Source organism: Neorhizobium sp. LjRoot104, from assembly GCF_964253725.1.
Lineage (GTDB): Bacteria > Pseudomonadota > Alphaproteobacteria > Rhizobiales > Rhizobiaceae > Neorhizobium.
On the sequence record NZ_CAXURS020000001.1, the window covers coordinates 1,999,858 to 2,020,609 of the forward strand.

A 20,752-nucleotide genomic window follows, 5' to 3' on the forward strand; every position below is an offset into this window, starting at 1 on the left:
CCTTGGCCTTGAGCCAAGGATCGAAGCGACGGGATCACATCGAACTATTGCTGATGTCGCCCTCGGCTAAGCCGAGGACGAACATGACGCATTAAACCTCACGCCGCGTCGTCCACCGCATCCTGGTCGGACGACGGCACGTAGTTGAGGACCGGTCCGAGCCAGCGCTCGACCTCCTCGACCGACATGCCCTTGCGCCTGGCATAGTCCTCGACCTGGTCCCGCTCGACCTTCGCCACTCCGAAATAATAGGATGCCGGGTGGCCGATATAGAGGCCCGAGACCGACGAGCCGGGCCACATCGCATAGCTTTCCGTCAAGACGACGCCGGTCGTCTCTTCCGCGTCGAGCAGCCGGAACAGCGTCGCCTTTTCCGTATGGTCGGGCTGGGCCGGATAACCGGGTGCCGGGCGGATGCCGTGATAGGCCTCGGTGACCAGTTCCTCGGAAGTGAAATTCTCGTCCGGCGCATACCCCCAGAATTCCTTGCGGACCCGCTCGTGCATGCATTCGGCAAAGGCTTCGGCGAAGCGGTCGGCCAGAGCCTTGACGAGGATCGACGAATAATCGTCGTTCGCCCGCTCGAACCGTTCGGCGATCGCCACTTCCTCGATACCCGCCGTGACGACGAAACCACCGACATAGTCGTCGAGACCGGTCGCGACCGGCGCGACGAAATCCGACAGCGCCACGTTCGGACGGCCGTCCCGCTTCGAAAGCTGCTGGCGCAGCGTGAAGAAGGTCGCGAGTTCTTCAGCGCGGCTTTCATCGGCGAAAACGCGGATATCGTCTCCCACCGCATTGGCCGGCCAGAAGCCGATCACCGCCCGCGGCCGGAACCATTTTTCCGCGATGATCTTGTCGAGCATCGCCTGCGCATCGGCATAAAGCTGGCGCGCCGCCTCGCCCTGTTTCTCGTCTTCGAGGATCGCCGGGAAGCGGCCCTTCAGTTCCCAGGTCTGGAAGAACGGCGTCCAGTCGATGTATTTCGCGAGTTCCGCGAGATCGTAGGTCTCGAACACCTTCGTGCCGGTGAACTGCGGTTTCCTGGGCTGGTAGGACGACCAGTCGACCTTCTCGGCATTGGCACGCGCGCGGGCGATCGGCAGTCGGGTCTTTTCCGCCTCCGAGCGGGCATGCGCGGCCGCTACCTTGGCATATTCCGCCTGCACCGTGCTGATATAGCCCGGCTTTGCGTCCTCGGAGAGAAGCGACGAAACGACGCCGACCGCACGGCTGGCATCGGTCACGTAAATCGCCTGGCCGCGATCGTAACGTGGATGGATCTTGACCGCCGTGTGGACACGGCTGGTCGTCGCGCCGCCGATCAGCAGCGGAATGTCGAAACCCTGGCGCTCCATTTCCGCCGCCACATGCGCCATCTCGTCGAGCGACGGGGTGATCAGGCCGGAAAGCCCGATGATATCGACCTTCTCGGCAATCGCCGTTTCCAGGATCTTCGTCGCCGGCACCATGACGCCGAGGTCGATGATCTCGTAATTGTTGCAGGCGAGCACGACGCCGACGATGTTCTTGCCAATATCGTGGACGTCGCCCTTGACGGTCGCCATCAGCACCTTGCCGGCCGACTTCTTCTGGTCGCCGCCGTTGAGGCGCTTTTCTTCTTCCATGTAGGGCAGAAGCACGGCCACGGCCTGTTTCATCACGCGAGCGGACTTCACGACCTGCGGCAGGAACATTTTTCCAGAGCCGAACAGGTCGCCGACGATATTCATGCCGGCCATCAGCGGACCTTCGATCACATGCAGGGGCCGCTCCGCATTCTGGCGCGCCTCTTCCGTATCGGCTTCGATGAACTCGTTGATGCCGTTGACGAGAGCATGCGAAAGCCGCTTCTCGACCGGCCATTCGCGCCAGGCGAGATCCTTCTCCTTGGCTTCCTTCGATCCGGTCCCACGATAACGCTCGGCGATTTCGAGCATCCGCTCCGTCGCGTCGTCGCGACGGTTGAGAACGACGTCCTCGCAGGCGTCGCGCAGTTCCGGATCGATGTTCTCGTAGATCGCCAGCTGGCCGGCGTTGACGATGCCCATGTCCATGCCCGCCTGGATGGCGTGGTAGAGGAACACCGCATGCATCGCCTCGCGCACCGGCTCGTTGCCGCGGAACGAGAAGGACAGGTTCGAGACGCCGCCCGAAATATGCACCAGCGGCATCCGCTCGCGGATCGTCTTCGTCGCCTGGATGAAGGCGAGACCGTAGCTGTTATGCTCCTCGATGCCGGTCGCCACCGCAAAGATGTTCGGGTCGAAGATGATGTCTTCCGGCGGGAAGTCCGCCTCTTCGGTCAGGAGCTTGTAGGCGCGTTCGCAGATCGCCACCTTGCGCTCGTAGGTATCCGCCTGGCCCTGCTCGTCGAAGGCCATGACCACGACCGCGGCGCCATAATTGCGCAAGAGCTTCGTCTGGGCGATGAACTTCTCCTCGCCCTCCTTCATGGAGATCGAGTTGACGACCGGCTTGCCCTGCACGCATTTCAGGCCCGCTTCCATGATCTCGAACTTCGACGAGTCGAGCATGATCGGCACCCGGGCGATATCCGGTTCGGCGGCGATCAGGTTGACGAACTCGACCATCGCCCGCTGCGAATCGATCAGGCCCTCGTCCATGTTGATGTCGATGACCGAAGCGCCGTTTTCCACCTGGTCGCGGGCAATCGCCAGTGCGGCGGTAAAATCGCCTGCGGTGATCAGCTTGCGGAATTTCGCCGAGCCGGTGACGTTGGTGCGTTCGCCGACATTGACGAACGGCACGTCCTTGGTGAACTCGAAGGGCTCGAGGCCCGAAAGCGACATGAACGGCCGGTGTTCGGGCACTTCGCGCGGCTTGTGCGGCGCGACCGCCTCGGCAATCGCGCGGATGTGTTCCGGCGTCGATCCGCAGCAGCCGCCGACGACGTTGACCAGACCTTCTGCCGCAAACCCTTCGATCTGGCGGGCCATGTCGTCAGGCGTCTCGTCGTAACCGCCGAACGAGTTCGGCAGGCCGGCATTCGGATAGGCGGAGATGAACGTGTCGGCGACGCCCGACAGTTCCTGCAAATGCGGCCGCATCGCATCGGCGCCGAGCGCGCAGTTGAGACCGACGGTGAAGGGCTTCGAATGCCGGATGGAAGACCAGAAGGCTGACGGCGTCTGGCCGGACAGGGTGCGGCCGGAGAGGTCGGTGATCGTGCCGGAAATCATCACCGGCAGGCGGATGCCCTTCGCCTCGAAGCGCTCGGCACAGGCGAAGATCGCCGCCTTGGCGTTCAGCGTATCGAAGATCGTCTCGATCAGGATGATATCGGCGCCGCCGTCGATCAGGCCGTCCAGCTGTTCGCCATAGGCAAGGCGCAGGTCGTCGAATGTCACCGCCCGGTAACCGGGATTGTTGACGTCGGGAGAGATCGAGGCCGTGCGGTTGGTCGGGCCGATGGCGCCAGCCACGAACCGGCGGCGGCCGTCCTCCTTCTCAGCCCTCAGCACCGCGCGCCGCGCCAGCCGGGCGCCGTCGCGGTTCAGGTCGTAGACGGCGTTCTCCATCTGGTAATCGGCCTGGGCAATCCGGGTCGAGGAGAAGGTGTTGGTCTCGATGATGTCGGCACCGGCCTTGGCATAGCGGTAATGGATTTCCTCGACCGCCTGCGGCTGCGACAGGATCAGAAGGTCGTTATTGCCCTGCTGGTGGCACGCGCAGCCGGCAAATCGTTCGCCGCGGAAATGCCCCTCGTCAAAACCGAGCCCCTGGATTTCGGTGCCCATCGCACCGTCGAGGATGAGGATGCGCTCACGAGCCGCAGCCTTGAGTGCCGCCAGAATCTCAGCGCCGTCGCGCGCGGCGGCTTCGGGACCAAAGAGTTCGTCGAACATGGCACAGCCCTTCCTCATTTCCAGATAGCTCAATAACCGCATAAAGATATGTTTATGTCAATATATAACCTCTGTCTCGGAGATAGAAGCGGATAGGAAATTGGATCGCGAATAGTCGATGACATGAAACCGGCCGGGCGTTATAGGCGTTCTGGTCCAAATGCCCCCGTCATAGCGATTCCGAGGTTTTCATGAGCGACACCGGTCAGACAGAAGCCAAGTGGGCGAGCCTTCCCTACCATCGTCGCTGGCTCCTGAACGAGGCCGACGGGCTCTTCGATTTTTTCCAGTACCGGGCGACGAACCCAAAGGGCGGCTTCTTCGATCTCGACGACCAGGGTTCCCCGATCGGTGGCTCCAACCCGACGCGGGGCATCCATGCCTCGGCGCGCATGGTCCATTGTTTCTCGATCGGCTACCTGCTCGGCCGGCCCGGCTCCGGTGATATCATCGACCACGGCATGCGCACTCTGTGGGAGCGCCATCGTGATACGGAATATGGCGGCTATTTCTGGCAGGTCAACGACGACGGCGCAGCCGATTCCGCCAAGCAGGGTTACGGGCACGCCTTCGTGCTGCTCGCCGCCGCGTCGGCCAAGGTCGCCGGCCACCCGCTCGCCGACCGGATGCTGGCCGACATTGCCGAAATTCTCGAAACCCGCTTCTGGGAACCGCGCCATGGCGCGATCGCGGAAGAATTCAATCGCGACTGGTCGCCGATCGATGGCGGCGGCTATCGCGGCCAGAATTCCAACATGCACCTCACCGAAGCGCTGATGGCCGCATACGAAGCGACCGGCGAGAAGGCCTATCTCGGCAAGGCGGAAAGCATCGCCGACCTCGTCATCCGCCGTTCCGCCGGCAGCGTCGGTTTCCGGGTCGCCGAACATTTTGATCCCGACTGGACGATCGACAAGGATTATTACCATCCTGACGAGATGTTCCGCCCCGCCGGCACCACCCCCGGCCATTGGCTGGAATGGTCGCGCCTGCTGCTGCAGCTCTGGACGCTCGGCGGCAAGAAGCACGGCTGGATGCCCGACGCGGCGAAATCCCTGTTCGTCCAGTCCATGTCACTCGGCTGGGACAAGGAGAAGGGCGGCTTTTTCTATACGCTCGACTGGGATGACAAGCCGGCCAAGACCAACAAGCTCTGGTGGCCGATGTGCGAGGCAGCGGGTGCGGCGCATTTCCTCAACGAGCACCTGCCGGCCGACGACTTCTACGAGGACAGCTACCGGCGCATCTGGGGCACGATCGCCAACCGCTTCATCGATCACAAAAACGGCGGCTGGCACGAGGAACTGACCGAGGATCTCGCCCCGGCCCACACTCTCTTCCCCGGCAAGGGCGATATCTATCACGCCCTGCAGGCCTGCCTCATCCCGCTCTTTCCGGCCGATGGCAGCCTGACCAAGGTTATCGCCGAGGCCGAAGGGCGCATCTGAGGCGTCAGTGCAGATGTCACCCTGCGGTGACGGAACCATCCAGGCCCGCGTCGGTTTCCCGGTGTCATGAATTTGTAACATCGGGATATCGCGGCCATGCTCAGCACTCTCGGCGAGGAATTTTCGCACGAGGCCCCCGTTGCGATCGAGGTACTTCTGGTCAGACTTATCGGCGCGGCAATCCTCTGCGGCTTGATCGGCCTGGAACGCGAGTTCCGCAACAATTCCGCCGGCCTGCGCACCAACATGCTGATCGGCCTCGCATCCGCCGTGTTCACTCTGGCCAGCCTGCAGATCATGCATGAATTCGGCAATCGGCCCGATACGGTCCAGATGGATCCGATCCGCCTGATCGAGGCGGTCACGGCCGGCATAGCTTTCCTCGCCGCCGGCGTCGTCTTCCAGATGCGCGGCAACGTGAAGGGCCTGACCACCGGTGCCAGCATGTGGCTGTCCGGCGCGATCGGGCTCTGCGTCGGCCTCGGCATGTGGATCGTGGCAATCGCAGCGACCGGCGCCGGCATCATCATCCTCTGGCTGCTACGCAAGACCGAAGTGGCCGCGGGCATGAAGGAGGAATAGCGGCAAGGCTTCAGCGAAAAGACGGCTCAGCTGCCCGCCCGCGGACTCACCATCGCCCGGATACGGCTGGTCAGCTGGTCGTAGTCATAGGGCTTGGTGATGAGCGCCGTATCGCCAAGTCCCTCCGATCCCGGCACGTTGCGGTCGCCGGTCGCAAAGATCACCGGCAGATCGGTAAGCGTTTCGCGCAGTTTCAAGGCGAGCTGCAATCCGCTCATTTCGGGCAGATGCACGTCGGTGACGAGGATGTCGATCGGATCGCTCGCGGCCGCGGCAATCGCTTCGGCGGCCGACCCGGCCTCGATCACGGTCATGCCGGAATCCTGCAGGAAATCCGCCGTCGAGATACGGATCAGCGCTTCGTCCTCCACCAGCAGGACGGCGATCGGCAGATCCGGCGCCGGCGGTCGCTCGACCGCAGGCTTGGCCGAAACCGCCTCGGGAGGGCTTTCCGGCAAGCGCGGCTGCGGAGCCAGCCGATTCTGGTCGATCACCTGGCGGATCTTCCGGGCGAGCGCTTCGCGGGTATAGGGCTTGCTCAGCAGATTGACGCCCGGGTCGAGCCGCCCGCCGTGGACGATCGAGTTTTCGGTGTAACCCGAGGTGAACAGCACGCCGAGATGCGGAAGCCGCTCCTTGGCCCTTTTGGCGAGATCGCGGCTCTTCAGCCGGCCTGGCATCACCACGTCGGTGAACAGGCAGTCGATCGGCACGCCGCTCTCGATGATCGCAAGCCCGCTGTCGGCATCCTTCGCCCGCAGGACCCGGTAGCCGAGTTCGGCAAGCAGGCTGACGGTGATTTCCCGCACCGCTTCGTCGTCCTCGACGACCAGGATCGTCTCGTGTCCGCCCAATGCGGCACCGCCGGCATTTTCGGCGACCATATCCTCGTCCTCCATCGATCGCGGAAGATATATCCTCACGGTAGTGCCATTTCCCGGCTCGCTGTAGATGCGGATATTGCCGCCCGACTGTTTGACGAAACCGTAGACCATCGACAGGCCGAGTCCTGTCCCCTTGCCTTCCGGCTTGGTGGTGAAGAAGGGATCGAAAACCTTCTCCAGAATGTCAGCCGTCATGCCCGTACCGGTATCGGTGACTGCGAGCATCACATATTGGCCGGCCTCGATGTCGAACGTGTGGCGCGCATATTCGTCGTCGAGAAAGGCATTGCCCAGTTCGATCGTCAGCTTGCCCTGGCCGTTCATCGCATCGCGCGCGTTGATCGCGAGGTTGAGCAGTGCATTTTCCACATTGCTCGGATCGACCAGCGTGTTCCACAGCCCGCCGCCGACGATCGTGTCGATCTCGATCGCTTCGCCGAGGCTGCGCCTCAGGAGATGATCCATTTCCCGGATCAGGCGGCTCAGATTGACAACCTTCGGCGAAAGCGGCTGGCGTCGGCCGAAGGCGAGAAGCTGCGAAGCAAGCCGGGCGCCGCGCGAAGCCCCCGCAAGCGCGCTGTTCAACCGCCTTTCGGCAACTTCGTTGCCCGCGAACTCCCGGCCGAGAAGCTGAAGGTTGCCGGTAATCACCTGCAGGAGGTTGTTGAAATCGTGGGCGATGCCGCCGGCGAGATTGCCGATCGCCTCCATCTTCTGGCTCTGGCGAAGCACTTCCTGGGTCCGCTCGAGCTCGATCGTTCTTTCCTCGACACGGTGGCCGAGGGTTTCCGCGAGGCTGGACAGCTCCGATTCCGTCTTCTTCTGCTCGTCGATATCGGTATTGGTGGCAACCCAGAGCGTGATCTCGCCCTCGGCATTCTTGATCGGCACCGCACGGCTGATGAACCAGCGATAGACGCCGTCGTGGCGGCGAAGCCGGATTTCGGTCTCCAGCCGGCTTCCGGTGCGCAAGGCCTCGGCCCAGGCGGCGGCAATCCGGGGGGAATCGTCCGGATGCAGCATCTCGGAGCGCCGCTCCCTGTCGAAATAGAAGGATTCCAGGCCGCTATAGGTGAAGATCTGGTCGTTGCACCATTGCATCCGGCCATCCGGCGTCGCCGTCCACACATGTGTCGGCAAGGATTGGGCGAGCGTCCGGAAACGGTCCTCGTTTTCGCGGGCCGCCTCCTGCGCCCGGCGAAGCTCCGTGACGTCCTGGCCCTGCACGAAAATGCCATTGACCATTCCGTCCTGATCGCGGATCGGCTGATAGACGAAATCGAGAAAGCGCTCTTCCGGCTCGGCGCTTTCGGAGGACTGGAAAACGACGCGCGCGCCATAGGCGCTATAAGGCGTACCCGTCCGGTAGACCTCGTCGAGCCGTTCGTAAACACCCTGCCCGGCGATATCCGGCAGAGCCTCGCGCACCGTCTTTCCGATCAGGTTCTCACGGCCGACGATCGCCCGGTAGGAACTGTTGACGATTGAGAAGACATGCTCCGGACCGCGCAGCACGGCCATGAAGCCGGGAGCCTGCTCGAACAGCATGCGCAGATATTCCCGCTCCTCGCCGAGCACGGCATTCTGCCCCTGGACGGCATCGGCCCGGCGCATCAGATCCGTATGAACCCTGAGCACGCCATCGCCCGCGAACCGGCCGCGCAACAGGTGAAGCTCGGTCACATCCACCGTATGCTGCAGGATGAAGATCAGCCGCCCCGCCTCGTCCTTGATCGGCGTATGGGTTGCGCTCCAGTAACGATCCTCAAGCTCTCCATCGGGACCTGCAATCGGATAGGGGATCAGCGGCAGGTGATCCACCTCGGCAGTGGAAAGCACTTTGGCGAAGGATTGGCGCAGCAGCCGGCCCGGAACCGAGCCCGGTTCGCTTGGAAACGCGTCGAACACGGTGCGGCCGACAAGCTCTTCACGGCTACGCCCCGTCACCGCCAGATAAGCGTCGTTCATTCCGACAAGCCGCAATTCCCGGTCGAGTATGACATAGGGATTGGGCGAGAGGTTGAACAACTGATTCAGATCGATTTCGGAAAGCTCCGTCAGTCTGAACATGCGCCGTCCCTGATGCCAATGCGCCCTCAGTTATAGGGTTTCCGCGATTATTGACAATTGAAATCAGGAGGGTTCCGCAAATCTCCCACGGGATTATCGCAAGACACTAAAAGATATTTAACACCCCGATTTTGCTTACGGTTCCGGCACCGCCTCTTGGGGGCCAAGCCGAATTACTTGGCTCGGATGCACCGCGTTTCGATCGGCTGGACAAAAAGCCGGGCAACCTCGTCGGCGGGCATCGCCTTGCCGTAACGGTAGCCCTGCCCCGCTTCGCAGCCCATCAGGCGAAGCGCCGCCTCCTGCTCCTCGGTCTCGATGCCTTCGGCAATCGTCTTCAACCCCAGCTCCCTGCTGAGCGTGATCAGGGCCCGGGTAATGGCCGCGTCGCGCGGCTTGGTCAGGAGATCCCGCACGAACCCCATGTCGATCTTGAGCGTCGTCAGCGGATAGCGCTGCAGCGAACCGAGCGACGCGTAACCCGTACCGAAATCGTCGAAGGCGATGCCGACGCCGAGTTCACGCAGCGCCTGGATCGATTCGAGCGACTGGTCGTCGTCGTTGAGCGTCACGGTTTCAGTGATCTCGATCTCCAGGAAACGCGGATCGAGGGAGTAGCGTGCAATCAGATCGACCACGTTGCGCGCCAGATCGCCGGCCCGGACCTGCGCGGGAAACAGGTTGATGCCCATCTTAACCGGCGGATACCCTGCCGCATCCCAGGCGGCCATCTGGCGGCCCGCCTCGTCCAGCACCCAGAAGCCGACGTCGAGCGCGATCGAACTCTGCTCCAGAGCGGGGAGAAAAGCGGCCGGTGACAGGAGACCGCGTTCCGGATGCTGCCAGCGGATAAGCGCCTCGACGCCGAATACCTCACCGGTGTCGAGCGTCACCTGCGGCTGGTAGTGCAGCACCAGTTCGTGTCGGTTCAGCGCCCGCAGCAACTCGTCCCGCAGCATTCGCTTTGCCAGGGTCTCGTTGCGCATCGACTGTTCGAACATGCGCACGACGCGGCCGCCGGCCTGCTTGGCCCGGTAGAGCGCGAAGTCGGCACTGGCGATGAGCTCCTCGGAATCGGAGCCATGGTTCGGTGCGAGCGAAAAGCCCACGCTCGCGCCGACACGGAACGTGTGCCCGGCAACCTCGAACGGCATCTTGAAAGCTTCGATGACCGCATTCGCGGTCTTCTGGGCGACAAGGGGGTCCCCGGTTCCGGGGATGAGAATAGCAAACTCGTCGCCGCCGAACCGGGAGACCGTGACGTTGCGGTCGAGAACGGCTGGCAACCTCACGCCGATTGCCTGCAGCAGGGAATCGCCGATGCCGTGCCCCAGGCGATCGTTGACATCCTTGAACCCGTCGAGGTCGAAGAGCAGCACGGCGAGCGGTCGTTTACGGGCCAGTTCCTCGCGAAGCAGGTCTTCGAAACGGTGCCGATTGCACAAGCCGGTGAGCGTATCCTGGCTTGCCAGCCTCAGGAGCCGGACGTCGCGGTCGCGGCGTTCGGATATGTCCTTGATGATGGCGCCCATGCCGATGCCGCGCTGATCGCGCCAGATCGAAAGCGCCATCTCGACCGGGAACTCCGTGCCATCCTTGCGGCATGCCGAAATCTCGACGGTCTTGCCTTTCAGCATGGAACTGCCGCCCGCGGCCACGCGCGCGCGACCGGCATTGTGAGCGGCGCGGAAGCGTTCGGGCACGATCAGATCGAGCGAGCTGCCGATCATCTCCTCCCGGCCGAAACCGAACATGTCGAGCGCCGCCTGGTTGACGAACTCGACCCGGCCGGTGGGATCGACGGTAATCAGCGAAAGATCGGTGGCATCCGCGAAGTTGGCAGCCGTCGCCTGCGGTATGCCCTCGCGACGCAGTTCCATATGCTCCATGACCATTGCGGCAAGGCCCGCGAGCGTCCGCCTTTCCCGCTCGGAGAAACTATCCCGCACCTGCGTGTCGGCGATGCACAGCGCTCCGAGCCGGAAACCGCCCGGCGAGATCAGCGGCGCGCCGGCATAAAACCGGATGAATGGCTCCCCGGTGACGATGGGCAGGCTCGAGAACCGTGCGTCCAGGCGCGCGTCGGACACCACCAGAACATCGTCCGTGCGGATCGTGTGATCGCAAAAGGATTCGGATCGGTGGGTCTCCTTGATATCGAGACCCGAACAGGCCTTGAACCATTGCCGATCCTCTTCGATCAGCGTCACGAAAGCCATGCGCGTGGAAAAAAGCTCGGAGGCAAAACGGCAGATACGATCGAAGCGGTTTTCCGGCCCGGACCCCGAGATACGGTAATTCGCCAGAGCGTCGAGCCGTCTGCGCTCTGCAATATCGATGCTGTCGGCGTAAGACATCTCTGCTCCAGAGGCGGGCGGTAGTGCCGCTACCATAGAAATCCATCCATTAGAAAAAGCATAACGGGGCGACCCCAAGAAATGAATGGTATTTGGCAGGGGCCCCGCCCATTCGGCAGGAAGGAAGAGAGCTTTTTCGACTTAGAATGAAAAACCTCCCGGATTTGTACCCGGGAGGTTGCGTGGGCAAGGCATAATGCCCCAAAATGGATCATCCTATCCGGGAAGGTAGTAGCGACCGCGCTCGTCGCGCTCCAGCCCCTTGGCGCGGAAGGTGTCGAGTTCGCGGACGACCTCGCGGCCATCGCGGCTGCCGACGGCGGCCATCAGTTCCTCGAAATGTTTGGCGCCATCCTTCAATGCCGCCTCCAGCGAGGGGAACCGTTCGCCCGGGTAGGACGGAGCCTGCGGGGTCACGAGTTCCCAGTTCTGGGCATGCTGCATCGGCCAGGTCAGGTCGTAGCCGGCCTTGGCGCCGGTACGGGAACCGTGCAGCGACGGATCGAGCGGCGACAGCCGAACGCCGGTCGCGATGACAAGATCCCGATCCGCCTGGAAACGGGTACCGAACGCCCATTCCATCTGGCTGTCGTCGAAGATGTCGATATCCGGATCGACGACGAAGACATTCTTGACGCCGACGGCGCCGAGAACCGCATAGAGCGCCGAACGGGCCTCGCCCGGATAGGTCTGGCGGATGGAGAAGCGCATGCTCATCGAGCCGCCGGCGGCGACCGGCGCGTAAACGGCGACCGGCTGGCGCACGACGTCGCCGAGCGTCTTCCAGACGTTCATCTCCATGCGCAGCGCTTCGAGGTTGGAGGTATCGGTGAAGTCCATGCGGTTACCGCTGATGGTCGCGGTCTGGAAGAGCGCGTCCCTGCGGTGGGTGATGGCGGTGACGTGGAAGACCGGATTGGTCTTCACGACGCCGTAATAGCCGAGATATTCGCCGTAAGGGCCTTCCTTCTCCACGTAACCGCGCTCGTCGAAATACCCCTCGATGACCATTTCCGCATCGGCCGGGACCATGATGTCGTTGGTGACGCATTTGACGACCGGCAGCGGCGCCCCGCGCAGGGAGGAGATCAGCTCCAGTTCGTCGACCGGCTCCTTCATGGTGGCGGAAACCATGTCGATCGGGTGGCAGCCGACCACGTAGGCCACGTTCAGCCGCTCTCCCCGCCCGGAAGCGGCCATGTACATGACGCGAAGGTCGCTCGGCGCAATCAAGTCGACGCCGGCTTCCTGCGGGCCACGCAGCATCAGCCGGCGCATGCCGCAATTGTAACGGCCATCCTTCGGGTCGATCGTATAGTCGATCGTCGCCGAGATGTAGGGCGCGCCGTCGAGCGCGTGCTGCACGTGGACCGGCAGCTTGAGGAGATCTGCGTCGGTGCCGGTCAGCACGACCTGCTGAACGGGTGCTTCGTCCCGGGAGAGCTTCACCAGTTCCGGCTTCAGCGACAGGCGGCGGCGCATCTCCAGCGCCACCTCACCGGCGGGCACGCCGAAAGCCTTTGCGAGACGGGAACGGCTGCCGACCACGTTGCCGATCAACTGCTGGCCTTCGGGACCGGCATTTTTGAACCAGACGGCCTTCGGGTTGTTCTGCAGGATGGCCGCGACATCGGCCAGATCGACCTTCTCCTCACGGATTTCCAGTTCGTCGGCGCTCAGGCCCTCGACGAAATTCTTCAGCCGGAAACGGTCGAGATCGAGCGCTGCGGCGGATTGCGTGGTCGTATTGGCGGTCATTCTTCCTCTCCCGAAAGCGCGTTTCTGCGTGGGACGTTTTCTATCCAGAACAGTTGATAAAATCAAATATAATTATACATTATCGCATGAAGTCGCGTCGGCGAGGTGCGCCCGACCGGTATTCACCGCGAGAGAGGATCATCCGTGGGAAGAAGGAGGGCGCGGCTCGGTCCGGCTACGTCAGGGTGGCCGATATCCCGCAACAGTGAACCCCTGGCCCATGGAGGTTCGCCGGATTTGCGCAGGCGGCGCATCGCCGCCGCTTCGTTCGTGCCGCCACCCGCGCCGCATGTCGGCATAAATAAACGCGCAAAAGTATATGCTTTTTAAGCTACAACCGCTTCCGCCGTTGGACGCGGTATCCGTGCCCGTGCTAGAACGAATTCAGGGACATGCTGTCAGGTTTGATATGCACAAGGGAATGAGGTTCCTCTTGCAGACGATCGGCTTCAGGTAGGCGACATGGCTTCCAAAACGATCGCCGATAAGAAGGATGACTATATTCAGGCATTCTTGAGCCGTCGGTTTTCCCCCGCCGAGACTTATGTCATTGCGACCGTCGCCGTGCTGATCGCGTTCGCGCTGCGCTTTTCGCTGCATGGCGTCCTCGACGAAAGGGCGCCTTTCACGTTCTTTATTCCGCCGATCCTCGTCGCCGCCCTGATCGGTGGCATGCGGGCCTCGCTTTTCGCAGTCGCCCTTTCCGTTCTGGCCGCCTACATCATCAAGGAATTGACGCCGCGGGGGGCCTATTTTTCGGAAATGGCCACGATCGCCATCGTCGGCGTGGTCATCGCGCTGGTCGGCGAAATCCTTCACTCCGCCCGCAAGGCGATCGAAAGAGCCCAGGCGAAGGCTGATTCCCGCGAAGCGCATCTTCGCTCCGTCCTCGACACCGTTCTCGATGCCAGCATCGTCAGCACCCGGGACGGGACGATCGTCTCCTTCAATGCCGCGGCAATCCGCCAGTTCGGCTACGCCGAGGATGAGGTGGTCGGCCAGAACCTGCGCATGCTGATGCCGGAACCCTACCGCCGCGAACACGACGGCTATCTCGAAAGGTATCTGAGGACCGGCGAAAAACGGATCATCGGCATGGACCGCGTGGTCGTCGGGCGGCGCAAGGACGGCTCGACCTTCCCGATGAAACTGGCGGTCGGCGAGACCCATACCGGCGGGGAAACCTTCTTCACCGGTTTCGTGCGCGACCTGACCGAACGGGAGGAATCGGCTGCCCGCCTGCAGGAGATCCAGGGAGAGCTTGCCCGCCTCGCCCGCCTCAACGAAATGGGCGAAATGGCATCCACCCTCGCCCACGAATTGAACCAGCCGCTCTCGGCGATCGCCAATTATGTGCACGGCTGCGCACGCCTCCTGCGTGACATGGACGAAGCGGTGGCAGTGCGCATGCGCGAGGCTCTGGAGGAGACCGCGAACCAGTCGCTCCGGGCCGGCCAGATCATCAAGCATCTGCGGGAATTCGTCACCAAGGGTGAGACTGAAAAGGCGCCGGAGAACGTTCGACGCCTGATAGAAGAAGCTGGCGCCTTGGCGCTGGTCGGTTCACGCGAAAAAGGCGTCCGGGCGATTTTCGAATTCGCGCAAGGACCGGAAATGGTCATCGTCGATCGCATCCAGGTCCAGCAGGTGCTCACCAACCTGATGCGCAACGCCATAGAGGCGATGCGCGACTGCCAGCGGCGGGAACTGGTCGTCCGCACCCTCCAGGAAGACGAAGACATGATTCAGGTGATCGTCCAGGATACAGGCATTGGCATCCCCGAAGAGATCGCCGAGCAGCTTTTCAAACCCTTCGTCACCACAAAGGCCGGCGGCATGGGGATCGGGCTTTCGATTTCCAAACGCATCGTCGAGGCGCATGGCGGCGAGATGACGGTGACCCGCAATGCGGCCGGAGGAGCGACCTTCCGTTTCACACTCCCGATCGACAAGGAGGAACGCGAGAATGCAGACGGGTGACTATACGATCCATATCGTCGACGACGAGGAGCCGGTCAGAAAGTCCCTTGCCTTCATGCTGACCATGAACGGCTTTGCCGTGCGCATGCACGAAACCGCCTCATCCTTCCTCCAGTTCGCGCCGAGCGTCCGAAACGGCGTCCTGGTCACCGACCTCAGGATGCCGGACATGACCGGCGTCGAATTGATCCGCAAGCTGACCACCGGCCGGACCGGTATTCCCTCGATCGTCATCACCGGCCACGGCGACGTGCCGATGGCGGTGGAGGCGATGAAGGCAGGCGCCATCGACTTCATCGAGAAACCGTTCGGCGACATCGTCATCATCGAAGCGATCCAGCGGGCTGCCCAGCTGCTGTCGGACAAAATGCCCGACACGGACGATCTGGCCGAGGTCCAGACGCGGCTGGAAAGCCTGAGCGAGCGGGAGAGGCAGGTGCTGGCCGCCGTGGTCGCAGGCCTGCCGAACAAGTCGATCGCCTACGATCTCGACATAAGTCCTCGCACCGTCGAGGTGCATCGCGCCAACGTCATGGCCAAGATGAAGGCGAAAAGCCTGCCGCAGCTCGTTCGCATGGCGATAGCCGCCGGTTTCGGCCCCAATTGAACACTGGAAAAATATTGGAATTTCTTGATCTATCGCAAAGCGCTCCTCCCGACGCAGGCACTAGATGTCTGATTTGAGCGGCTCTGCGGCTGCGCCACCCGCGCGGGAAGTTTGGTGTTATCACAAGCGAGAAACATAGTCGTCATCGCGCCCGACCTTGGTCTCAGGCAGTCGTTGACATTCGCACTCGAGGTGGAGGGATACCGCGTCGAGGCCCATGAATCCTGGCGCAAGAACACCGTCATCCTCGGTCCGACGCTTTGCATGATCATCGACGACCAGGTACTGCGCGCGTCGAGCGATGCGCTGGAGCGCCTGCTCCAGTCGGGTCAGGCAGTGATCCTGCTCACCGACGGCATGTCTCCACCCATCGAAGGCGAACTCGGCCCGATCCTGAGCCTCGCCAAGCCGTTCAACGGCGCCGATCTTCTGGGTCTCGTCAAGAACCTTGCACTCACGGCCTGAGCCGCCTCAAAGCGCCCCCTACGTAAATCCCCCTAGTGATACAACCCAATTTTTCTCCTGCACGTCTTCTGTCATCTTGAACCTACAGCAAGGGGAGACGTGAAGATGCACACCGCAGCCGCTCATGCCACGAAGTTGGAGCTCACCAAGAGCCAGATCGTGATCGCGTCCCAGACCGCGGGTCTCCTCAGGGCCAATACCGTAACGACCTTCAACGCCGGCGCCGAGATCTATGCCCCGGGCGACAAGGCAGGAACATTCTATCACGTCGAATTCGGCGCCGTGCGGATCCACCGCCTGTTGTCGGACGGAAGAAGGCAGGTCATCGCCTTCCATCTGGCCGGGGAAACTTTCGGGTTCGAGGCTGACCGGACCCATAGTTTCTTCGCCGAAGCCATCGCTCCGACCGGGGTGCGCGCCATCAGCCGCGCCGCCAACGATCAGGCCTTGCCGGAACTGCTTTCTCTGGCGCTGCGCGGCATGCTGCGCGCCCAGGAACATATCATGATGATCGGCCGCCAGACGGCGGTGGAACGGATCGCCGGCTTCCTCGTCGATATGGCGGAACGCCAGGGCGGGCTGGAACACTTCGACATACCCATGACCCGGCTTGATATAGCCGACTATTTAGGCCTGACCATCGAAACGGTGTCGCGCGTTTTCGCAAAACTCCGGACGGCCGGCCTTATCAAACTGCGGAGCATTCGTTGCATCGAGATCAAGAAGCACGAAGCACTCCGCAGCCTCTGCGCCTGACAGTGAATGACAGTGCATAGCAGTGCATGAGCGGACGAACGGCGGTCGTCCGTAGACCAAGCAAGTGCCTATCTCCTTATTTCCATAGCATCCTCCCTAGCTGCTGAGCGGCAGGTCGTCCTCCCCCGGACGGCCTGCCGCAAAGTCGTGGCCGACGATCGGCAGCCGCCGGAACATCAGCCCCGCGCAGCCCCCAGTTCATCGAGCAATCCGCGCATCTGCCGGACGATCTCGCCGCTCGTCTGGTGCGAAACAGGCGCCTGGAAACCGAAGGCGACGGCGCGCTCGTCCCTGCCTTCGACCCGCCGGCGGCAGGAACTGTGTACCTCGTGCACGCCGGTTTCCCGCACCACGCTTTCGACGGTCGAGAGGTTGATGCCGCCGCCGGGCATGATCGACATTCTGTCCCCTGCCCGCTCAGCCAGCACCTTCAGCATCCCGATCCCATCCGGCCCATTGACCTTGAGGCCGGACGTCAGGACACGCTGGACACCGAGCTCGATCGCCTGTTCCAGGGCTTCAAACGGATCCGGCACCAGATCGAAGGCGCGGTGAAGCGTCACGCCGAGGCCTTGTGATTGCGCCATCAGCCGCTTAAGCAAGGGCATGTCGAGCGCCATGTCCGGTCGGCTCGCGCCGATCACGACCCCTGCGAGGCCTGCCGCGCGCACCGCGTCGATATCGGCCATCATCGCGGCCTCGTTGCCGGCGTCGAAGACGAAGCTCCCGGCGCGCGGCCGGATGATCGCATAAACCGGGACCGGCGCCCTGGAGGCAAGCGCGATCATGCCCGGCGGAGGTGTCAGGCCGCCGACATCGAGCGCGGCGCACAGTTCGATCCGATTTGCGCCGCCGGCGATGGCGGCCGCCAGGCCTTCGGGACTATCGACACAGACTTCGAGCAGGATGGACAGGATCAATCTCCTTGATGACCGGCACTCACGGTAACCTTGGGCCGCCTCTTAGCAACCCTAAACGGCGCTCTGATGGCCGAGCACGGCGGCGCCGACCAGCCCGCCATCCTCCTGCCGAAGCGCAGGCATCACCAGCTGGTGATCGAACCGGTTGAGGATACGCCTGCGCACCGCCCGGTCGAGCGCATCGATGAGCGGCGTGACGGAGGCGAGCCCGCCGCCGACCGGCACGATCGAAGCGCCGGTGACATTCACCGACAGCGCCAGCGGATCGGCGATCAGTTCGAGATAGACGGCGACAGTCCTTGCGGCCCTCGCCTCGTCCGCCTGCCAATCCTCAAGAATCCGATAGCTCGTTTCCTCGCAGCCATGCAGGAAATGATGCAGCCGCTCGATGCCGCGCGCCCCGCCGATCGTGTCGACGCAGCCGGACTGGCCGCAGCCGCAGGAGAAGCGCGGAATATGGAGCGTCTCGCCGTTCAGCACGACTGTCGTGTTGAGGATCGGGCCGTGACCCCATTCGCCAGTAACACCGCCTGCCCCGCGCACCAGCCGCCCGTCGATCGCCAGCCCGCCGCCGATGCCGGTGCCCATGATGGCGCAGAAGACAACCGAATGGCCGCGCCCGACGCCTTCGTTGGCCTCCGCCAGCGTCAGACAGTCCGCATCGTTTGCGGCAAGCACGGGACGGCCGAGGATGCCTGAAAGTTCGTCGCCGATCCGCCGTCCGGTGATGCAGGGGATGTTGGCCGAGGTCGCAATGCCGTTCCTGGGATCGATGAGACCCGCAATCGACAACGCCAGCGGCGAAGTCCGATCACCCGCCTGCGCATGCCGGCCGATCAGGCCCGAGAGCGAGGCCGCAAGATCGTCCCAGCTCGCAGCCGGGGTCGCCACCTTTTCGAGCGGCACCAGCGCGCCCGGCGCCGGCGAGACGGCAAACTTCATGAACGACCCGCCGATATCGACGCAGAAGACCGGCTTTGCCGGCCCGGTGCTGCCAATTGGTGCCTGGCCTGGTGTGCGGGATACGGCGGCAATACTCATTTGCGCGGATCCAGAAGATCGCGAAGACCGTCGCCGAGGATGTTGAAACCGAGCACGGTAATCATGATCGCAAGGCCCGGAAACAGCGACATCCAGATGTTGAGGCCGAGATAGTTGCGACCGTCGCTCATCATCGCACCCCATTCCGGCAGCGGCGGCTGGGCGCCGAGCCCCAGGAACGACAGGCTGGCGGCCGACAGGATGACGGTGCCGGCGGTCAGCGTCGACTGCACGATGATCGGCCCGATCGCATTGCGCAGGATGTAATGGCTCATGATGCGGCGGCGCGAAATGCCGAGCGAGATGGCGGCTTCGACATAATCCATGCGCTTCAGGCCCAGTGTCAGGTTGCGGCTGAGCCGGGCGTAGACCGGGACGGAGAAGATGGCAATGGCGATCAGGAGGTTGATCAGGCTGGTGCCGAGTACGCTGACGATCAGGATGGCGAGCACGATGCCCGGAAAGGCAAACAGGATGTCCATCGTCCACATGATCGCCTGGTCGACATAACGGCCGCTCATGCCGGAGAGAATGCCGAGCGGCACGCCGACGAGCACCGCCAGCCCGACGGCCAGAACCACTTCCAGCAACGAGATGCGCGCCCCGAAAATCACCCGGGCGAAGATGTCCCGGCCATTGTCGTCGGTGCCGAACGGATGCGCCAGCGACGGCGGCTCCATGGTCGCAAGCAGGTCCTGCACATAGGGATCAGCAGGTGCGATCAGCGGTGCAAAGATCGCAGCGAGCACAATGATGCCGATCAGCAGTCCGCCGAGCGTAATGCTGCGATGGGTCGCCATCCAGCGCAGCCCCCGCAGGATGGCAGGCCGACGCGGCGCCATATCGGTGTCGAGCAATGCCATCAGTCGAACCTTATCTTCGGATTGAGGATGGCGATCAGCAGCTCGGCGAGAAAATTCATCATCACCACGCCGGTGACCGCCACCAGCGTCACGCCCTGGATGACCGGATAGTCGCGATAACGTACCGCATCGACAAGGAACCGCCCGATCCCCGGCCAGTTGAAGACCGATTCCGTCACGACAGCGCCACCCATCAGGCTGCCGAAATTCAGGCCGACGATGGTGATGATCGGCAAGAGCGCGTTGCGCAGCGCATGGCTCCAGTAGATGTTCCTCGGCAGCACGCCCTTCGCATAGGCGGTTCGGATATAGTCCTGGCTCATCACCTCGATCATGCTGGAACGGGTCATGCGGGCGATGACCGCCGTCGGCAGCACCGCAAGCGTGATCGACGGCAGGATGAAGCTTTTCCAGGACGCGGCGCCGAGCAGCGGCAGCCAGCCGAGCTGGACGGAAAACGTATTCATCGCCATCAAGGCCAGCCAGAAATTGGCGATCGACGCCCCGGCGATGGCAAGGATCATCACGAACTGGTCCGGCCAGCCGTGCCGGTAGATCGCCGCGATCATGCCGGCCGGCACGCCGATGCCGATGGCGATCAGATAGGCGGTGATCGCCAGCCCGATGGTGAACGGCAGGCGCTCGGCAATTTCGGCAACGACCGGCAGCTTCGATTTGATCGAGGTGCCGAGATCGCCCCTCACCGCGCCATAAGCGAAGGACGCGTATTGCGCCGGCAGGCTGCGATCGAGGCCGAGCCGCACGGTCATGTTGTCGACCGCTTCCTGCGTCGCCTCGGGTCCGGCCATCAGCCGCGCCGGATCGCCCGGCAGCGCGCGGATCGCCACGAAGACCAGCAGCGACACGCCGACGAGGATCAGCGGCAGGGCCAGCAGTTTTTTGACGATATAGGCTTTCATCCGCCTTCTATTTCCAGATTTCGTTCACGGAGGGAAGCGGAGCATCGATCCGCATATCGGCAAGACAATCGGATCGGGCGCTGCCCCTCATCCGCCTGCCGGCACCTTCTCCCCGCATGCGGGGCGAAGGGGATATGCCGCACCCTCTCCGTCCCTCTCAAACGCCGCGTGGGCCACGTCCCCTCTCCCCGCCTGCGGGGAGAGGGCTAGTGTGAGGGGCGACTTTACA

Annotated in this window: 14 protein-coding genes; 6 read left to right on the forward strand and 8 right to left on the reverse strand. The window is 62.9% G+C overall.

From position 1 onward, the window contains the following. Positions 1-98 precede the first annotated feature (98 nt). Positions 99-3,872 (reverse strand): methionine synthase, encoded by a 3,774-nt coding sequence (metH, locus tag ACSQ8R_RS10105; RefSeq protein ID WP_436253219.1) that lies wholly within the window; start codon positions 3,870-3,872, stop codon positions 99-101. Between the two features lie 191 nt (positions 3,873-4,063). Here metH and ACSQ8R_RS10110 point away from each other — a divergent pair, with 191 nt between their 5' ends. Continuing rightward, positions 4,064-5,320, forward strand: coding sequence for an AGE family epimerase/isomerase (locus tag ACSQ8R_RS10110; protein WP_436253220.1), 1,257 nt, complete (start codon positions 4,064-4,066; stop codon positions 5,318-5,320). A 96-nt stretch (positions 5,321-5,416) separates the two neighbouring features. Beyond that, positions 5,417-5,902 (forward strand): MgtC/SapB family protein, encoded by a 486-nt coding sequence (locus ACSQ8R_RS10115; RefSeq protein ID WP_436253221.1) that lies wholly within the window; start codon positions 5,417-5,419, stop codon positions 5,900-5,902. Between the two features lie 26 nt (positions 5,903-5,928). On the opposite strand, the gene ACSQ8R_RS10120 is transcribed toward ACSQ8R_RS10115, so the two are convergent. The 3 genes from ACSQ8R_RS10120 to ACSQ8R_RS10130 form a co-directional block, all read right to left on the reverse strand. Next, entirely contained in the window at positions 5,929-8,856 is a 2,928-nt protein-coding gene (locus ACSQ8R_RS10120) for a PAS domain-containing protein (RefSeq protein ID WP_436253222.1), read from the reverse strand. 173 nt (positions 8,857-9,029) lie between these two features. Then, positions 9,030-11,213, reverse strand: a complete 2,184-nt coding sequence (locus ACSQ8R_RS10125) for a putative bifunctional diguanylate cyclase/phosphodiesterase (RefSeq protein ID WP_436253223.1) — start codon at positions 11,211-11,213, stop codon at positions 9,030-9,032. Between the two features lie 216 nt (positions 11,214-11,429). Further along, entirely contained in the window at positions 11,430-12,971 is a 1,542-nt protein-coding gene (locus ACSQ8R_RS10130; protein WP_436253224.1) for a UbiD family decarboxylase, read from the reverse strand. A gap of 462 nt (positions 12,972-13,433) precedes the next feature. Here ACSQ8R_RS10130 and ACSQ8R_RS10135 point away from each other — a divergent pair, with 462 nt between their 5' ends. The 4 genes from ACSQ8R_RS10135 (at position 13,434) to ACSQ8R_RS10150 (ending at position 16,779) form a co-directional block, all read left to right on the forward strand. Beyond that, the gene (locus ACSQ8R_RS10135; protein WP_436253225.1) at positions 13,434-14,951 is read left to right on the forward strand and encodes a PAS domain S-box protein; all 1,518 of its coding nucleotides are present in this window, start codon (positions 13,434-13,436) and stop codon (positions 14,949-14,951) included. After that, positions 14,938-15,558, forward strand: a complete 621-nt coding sequence (gene fixJ, locus ACSQ8R_RS10140) for a response regulator FixJ (RefSeq protein WP_436253226.1) — start codon at positions 14,938-14,940, stop codon at positions 15,556-15,558. The genes ACSQ8R_RS10135 and fixJ overlap by 14 nt, the downstream gene beginning before the upstream one ends. Positions 15,559-15,732: 174 nt before the next feature. Beyond that, positions 15,733-16,023 (forward strand): transcriptional regulator, encoded by a 291-nt coding sequence (locus ACSQ8R_RS10145; RefSeq protein WP_436253227.1) that lies wholly within the window; start codon positions 15,733-15,735, stop codon positions 16,021-16,023. Positions 16,024-16,128: 105 nt separating this feature from the next. Next, positions 16,129-16,779, forward strand: coding sequence for a helix-turn-helix domain-containing protein (locus tag ACSQ8R_RS10150; protein ID WP_436253228.1), 651 nt, complete (start codon positions 16,129-16,131; stop codon positions 16,777-16,779). Between the two features lie 176 nt (positions 16,780-16,955). Here ACSQ8R_RS10150 and ACSQ8R_RS10155 read toward each other — a convergent pair whose 3' ends face one another. Genes ACSQ8R_RS10155 through ACSQ8R_RS10170 form a run of 4 tightly spaced genes read right to left on the reverse strand, consistent with a single transcriptional unit; the run spans position 16,956 to position 20,523 of the window. Then, positions 16,956-17,693 (reverse strand): copper homeostasis protein CutC, encoded by a 738-nt coding sequence (locus tag ACSQ8R_RS10155; protein WP_436255433.1) that lies wholly within the window; start codon positions 17,691-17,693, stop codon positions 16,956-16,958. Between the two features lie 57 nt (positions 17,694-17,750). Continuing rightward, complete coding sequence (locus ACSQ8R_RS10160; protein WP_436253229.1) at positions 17,751-18,740, reverse strand: ROK family protein; 990 nt, start codon at positions 18,738-18,740, stop codon at positions 17,751-17,753. After that, positions 18,737-19,603, reverse strand: coding sequence for an ABC transporter permease (locus ACSQ8R_RS10165; RefSeq protein ID WP_436253230.1), 867 nt, complete (start codon positions 19,601-19,603; stop codon positions 18,737-18,739). Before ACSQ8R_RS10165 ends, ACSQ8R_RS10160 begins: the two co-directional genes overlap by 4 nt. Continuing rightward, a complete protein-coding gene (locus ACSQ8R_RS10170) occupies positions 19,603-20,523 on the reverse strand; it encodes an ABC transporter permease (RefSeq protein ID WP_436253231.1) in 921 nt (306 codons plus the stop codon). The genes ACSQ8R_RS10165 and ACSQ8R_RS10170 overlap by 1 nt, the downstream gene beginning before the upstream one ends. Positions 20,524-20,752: the final 229 nt, after the last annotated feature.

What these genes read in the sequence shown, in the direction of transcription:
- ACSQ8R_RS10160 (WP_436253229.1), bottom strand. Translation starts at nt 18,740, where the DNA reads ATGAGTATTGCCGCCGTATCCCGCACACCAGGCCAGGCACCAATTGGC.
- fixJ (WP_436253226.1), top strand. Translation starts at nt 14,938, where the DNA reads ATGCAGACGGGTGACTATACGATCCATATCGTCGACGACGAGGAGCCG.
- ACSQ8R_RS10110 (WP_436253220.1), top strand. Translation starts at nt 4,064, where the DNA reads ATGAGCGACACCGGTCAGACAGAAGCCAAGTGGGCGAGCCTTCCCTAC.
- ACSQ8R_RS10115 (WP_436253221.1), top strand. Translation starts at nt 5,417, where the DNA reads ATGCTCAGCACTCTCGGCGAGGAATTTTCGCACGAGGCCCCCGTTGCG.
- ACSQ8R_RS10150 (WP_436253228.1), top strand. Translation starts at nt 16,129, where the DNA reads ATGCACACCGCAGCCGCTCATGCCACGAAGTTGGAGCTCACCAAGAGC.
- ACSQ8R_RS10125 (WP_436253223.1), bottom strand. Translation starts at nt 11,213, where the DNA reads ATGTCTTACGCCGACAGCATCGATATTGCAGAGCGCAGACGGCTCGAC.
- metH (WP_436253219.1), bottom strand. Translation starts at nt 3,872, where the DNA reads ATGTTCGACGAACTCTTTGGTCCCGAAGCCGCCGCGCGCGACGGCGCT.
- ACSQ8R_RS10170 (WP_436253231.1), bottom strand. Translation starts at nt 20,523, where the DNA reads ATGAAAGCCTATATCGTCAAAAAACTGCTGGCCCTGCCGCTGATCCTC.
- ACSQ8R_RS10130 (WP_436253224.1), bottom strand. Translation starts at nt 12,971, where the DNA reads ATGACCGCCAATACGACCACGCAATCCGCCGCAGCGCTCGATCTCGAC.
- ACSQ8R_RS10165 (WP_436253230.1), bottom strand. Translation starts at nt 19,603, where the DNA reads ATGGCATTGCTCGACACCGATATGGCGCCGCGTCGGCCTGCCATCCTG.
- ACSQ8R_RS10135 (WP_436253225.1), top strand. Translation starts at nt 13,434, where the DNA reads ATGGCTTCCAAAACGATCGCCGATAAGAAGGATGACTATATTCAGGCA.
- ACSQ8R_RS10120 (WP_436253222.1), bottom strand. Translation starts at nt 8,856, where the DNA reads ATGTTCAGACTGACGGAGCTTTCCGAAATCGATCTGAATCAGTTGTTC.